Annotated in this window: 3 protein-coding genes; all 3 read left to right on the top strand. The window is 42.2% G+C overall.

From position 1 onward, the window contains the following. Positions 1-170 precede the first annotated feature (170 nt). Complete coding sequence (gene mobV / locus LC608_RS36325) at positions 171-1,892, top strand: MobV family relaxase (RefSeq protein WP_229558133.1); 1,722 nt, start codon at positions 171-173, stop codon at positions 1,890-1,892. Positions 1,893-2,017: 125 nt separating this feature from the next. Then, a complete protein-coding gene (locus LC608_RS36320) occupies positions 2,018-3,640 on the top strand; it encodes an ATP-binding protein (protein ID WP_229558132.1) in 1,623 nt (540 codons plus the stop codon). A 4-nt stretch (positions 3,641-3,644) separates the two neighbouring features. Beyond that, on the top strand, positions 3,645-4,107 hold a 463-nt coding region (locus tag LC608_RS36315; RefSeq protein WP_229558131.1), incomplete at its 3' end, for a DUF192 domain-containing protein.

Raw genomic sequence — 4,107 nt, 5'->3', positions numbered from 1 at the left:
ATGTCACCACAGGCATAAGCATCAACAACTTTCTGACGCAAGTCGAGAGAGTAGGCTTTCATAGCGACCAGTTATCAGTAGAATTGCTCTCTCCTAAGTGTACTGGACTGGACTGATAACCGCTATATCAGGTGAAATATTGTTGACGAGAGAAAAAAAGGTGGGCGGGAATGGCGTATGCGATCGCTCGTTTAAAAAAAATAAAGCAGAAGGATATAGGGAGTAGCGCGTCTCACACATCTCGTGAAAGGGAAACACCGAACGCTGATTTGTCGGTAGAGAATATTAGGTTTATAGGCAGCAGCGATCCCGAATCAAGGTTAGAAGATTTGGTGATGGCAAAGATAAATGAGGCTCCGCAACACAGGAAGATAAGGACTGACGGTGTTTACTGCGTCGAGATGTTACTGAGTGCATCGCCAAGTTACTTCCGTGCCTCATGTCCAACCCAGGCAGGGTATTATGAGCAAAATAAATTAGATGTTTGGCTAGAAGCGACGCACCAATGGTTGTCTGAGGAATACGGTTCGCGGATAGTCAGGGCAGAATTACATTTAGATGAAGCCACGCCACATATTCATGCTTACTTTGTGCCAGTGGATGACCGGGGTCAGCTACGGTGTAATCACTTTTTCAATGGGCGGCAAAAAATCCAGGCATTTCAGGACTCCTACTATGAAACGATGCGGCTGATTGGCTTGGAGAGGGGGTTGAAGGGTTCCAGAGCCAAACACGAGGATATAAAGGATTTTTACCGGATAGTAGAAACGGGACGGAACCTGGAAGTATCAGAGTTAAATTTGGAGCAAATCAAAGCCAAAGCCGCAGATCGAGACAGGGTAGCCCGTCAACTTCAACAAATGGAAGCAACAGCTAGAGAACTGGCTCAAGCTAATGAACTGCTTCAACAACGCATTGCTCAATTAGAGAAAGAGAAAAAGGAATTAGCTAAACAGACTCAACAATTGCGTGAATTAGCCTTGGAAGATGTGGCTTGGGAGTTAGGTTTAGACTTTGAACCCTGTCAATCTAACTCTTGGGTGGGTCATGGCCACATCATTGATATAAATGGGGATAAATTTCAGTCTGCCTCCCCAGGAGTAGAAAAGGGGGGCGGGGCGATAGATTTGGTGATTCAAGTCAACAATTACAATTTGCGACAGGGTTTGGCGTGGCTCAATGACAGATTTGGGGAATCGGGGGCAGAACGAGCAGCGATCGCCGCAGTCAAAAAACAAACAGCAGATATTCTTCAAACCGAGCCAGCCCCCAAGTTTGTCCCACCAGTTGAGGATAAAAGCAAGTGGCTTGCAATACATGATTACTTGACTCACTTCTGGGGATTGCCATCAAACTTTGTACACGGATTTCACCAATCGGGGTTGATTTACGCTGACAAGGAGCAAAATGCAGTGTTTCTAATGCGAGATTTAAACCATCAAGTTAAAGGGGCTTACCTTGAAGGGAGTGAATTTAAGGGTTTGGCCATTGGAAGCGATCGCACAAACAGTTGGTTCCATTTCCAGTTGGGGGAGCGAGGAACGAGCAAAGTAGAAAAAGTGGTACTCTGCTCCTCAACGATTGATGCTTTCTCATACGCAATGTTGGAATATTCCAAAACTGGGTCAATACCAAAACAGCGAACACTGTACATGGCACTTGCTGACCCCAAAAGTACACCTGTGGAGCGATTAGAGGATATTTCTCAAATCAAAACGGCGTTCAACTCCGATGAATTCGGGGAAGCCTCAGCACTTGCTGTTAAGAAATTACTGCCCCAGGTTAGACGCTCAAGACCCAAAACAGTCTCTTGGAATCAGGATTTGTTGCTTGAAAAGTCCCTACAGCAACAACAACAGCAGCGTAAGTCAGAGGTAGATTTGAGTCTTTAGTAGCGATTGCCGCCTAAGTGCAAATAAAAAAGAATGGCCAAAAGTATGAGAGATTTGGGTACTTCAGGCTGTGAGTAAAAAGTGAGTCAGCCTTTATTATCAGTTTGATGCTCAATAATTTACCCATGAGTTCACAACTGATAGAAAGAATATTTTCTCTTTACGAACAAAACAATCCTTTAATAGCAGTGGAATCTCCATTGCAAGAGAGGATGAGCTTACTTAAAAACCTAACTCAAAAATGCATTAATAGTGGTATCAATTGTTATCTTTGGATGTTAGAGGATGACAAACTATACCAGTTAACAATAAGTGATTGGGGATTGGCATTCTCAGAAATTAAAGAATACAACAGAATCGCTTTCAAAGTTGTACGCGAAGATTCCTTTGAAATTTTGCGCTTTTGGAAGACAACCCAGTTACAAGGGATTTTGATCCTGGAAGGGATATACCCGTGGCTTGGACAAGGAGCGACGGATGCAGATTCCTTCCTGACAGCAGAATGGATTAAGTCAGCACTGATTAATATTAAGCTTTACAACCATAACTCCAGTAAAACAGCTTTGTTGCTGGGGTCAAACGCAAGCCTCAAGTCAGATATAGCTGGTCTAGTACCCATAATTACCCAAGAGTTACCCACAGTTGAGGAAATTAGCAATTATCTGCCACAAATATTACCCGACTCAATTACACTAGCCCAAATCAATGAAATAGCGAATACTTGTGTCGGGATGTATTTGGCAGATATTCAAACAGGGGTAAAAACTGCTCTAGCAATTGACAATAGTGAATTAGTCAAAAAACTTTCTGCTTATAAAATTGAGTTACTCAAACGAGTTTACAATGTGGAATTTCTCCAACCGATGACAATTCCAGTCGGGGGACTGGAATTAATGCAGTCAGCATTTAAGGGATACAAGCGCCTCCTGACACCGTTGGCTAAGTCTTACAACTTGCGGCTACCAAAAGGTGTTTTATTAATTGGCCCACCCGGAACAGGTAAATCTCACTCGGCTAAGGCTTGTTCTCAAATACTGGAATTACCCTTGGTAATCGTGGAGTGGGGCCATTTCCGCAGTTATGGGAATATGGCCCAATACAAACTCAAAAAGTTATTGGCGCTGGTAGACCGAATTAACCGTATAATTTTTTACCTAGATGATTTTGACAAGGGATTTGCCGGAGATGATGATTTATCACGAAGATTAGCAGGGATGTTACTCACTTGGATGCAGGAAAGAACAAGTGATGTATTAATAATTGCTTCTGCCAATAATATCCAATGGCTACCACCAGAGTTAACCAGAAGTGGACGGTTTGATGAGATATTCAAAATCGATTTACCAAACAACGGTGAGAGACATTCTATATTTAAGATTCACCTAGCAAGATTTGACAAGCGCTTTAGTCATGGTGGAGATGCCTTTACCCCAGAAGAATGGCAAAGATTATTGAAGGTAACACATCGCTGTGTCGGTGCAGAAATTCAGGCAATCGTCGAAAGGGCAGCATTCTCAATATTTTGTCAATTGTTTGGTGAAGACATCCCAGCACTTGAGGATTTACCGCCATTAGAAATTACCCTAACTGCACTATTAGAATCAAGAAAAAACGTAAACCCTCTGGCAATACGTGAAGCTGACCGAATAGAAAGTATGCGTAATAAGGCAGATTTGCAAGGACTACCATCTAGTCCGGTGGATTCATCAATATATAGTCTGGGCGATATCGATATTTTTGGTAGTTAATTTTATGCAAATGCTAAAATCTCAGTCAAAAATCGATTGGTATGCTGCTGGCTTTAAGCTGCTAAACATGGCTGGGCCAATTGCTGGGGTGTCAGTAATCTTGTTCACAGCAGTAGTATCTTATATCGAAACTCGTCCCCAAAAATTGCCTCTTCAGTATAAACTTATTCACAATAATCAGACCTTTTATTTAGAAGCGGCAAATAAAACACAAGAACTAGAGAAAGGACTCAAATGGAGAAATCATTTAAACACAGATCGCGGAATGTTATTTAACTTGGGTCGAGAGTATAATCATGTACCGTTTTGGATGTACCAAGTAAAAGTGCCGTTAGACATTATATACCTTAAAAATAATGTGGTGACAACCATAATTCACAATGCACCACCATGCATGAGGAATCCTTGCCCAATCTATTACGGTGTCACTGCTACACAGGTTTTAGAACTTAAAGCGGGTGCTAGTA

The organism is Nostoc sp. XA010 (genome assembly GCF_020829625.1).
In the GTDB taxonomy this organism is placed as follows: Bacteria; Cyanobacteriota; Cyanobacteriia; order Cyanobacteriales; family Nostocaceae; genus Nostoc.
The sequence above is the reverse complement of the archived record's forward strand: the minus strand, read 5'-3'. Positions and strand labels throughout refer to the sequence as shown.

Bases quoted from the DNA above. Each gene is read 5' to 3' on its own strand.
- LC608_RS36320 (WP_229558132.1), top strand. From the start codon at position 2,018: ATGAGTTCACAACTGATAGAAAGAATATTTTCTCTTTACGAACAAAAC.
- mobV (WP_229558133.1), top strand. From the start codon at position 171: ATGGCGTATGCGATCGCTCGTTTAAAAAAAATAAAGCAGAAGGATATA.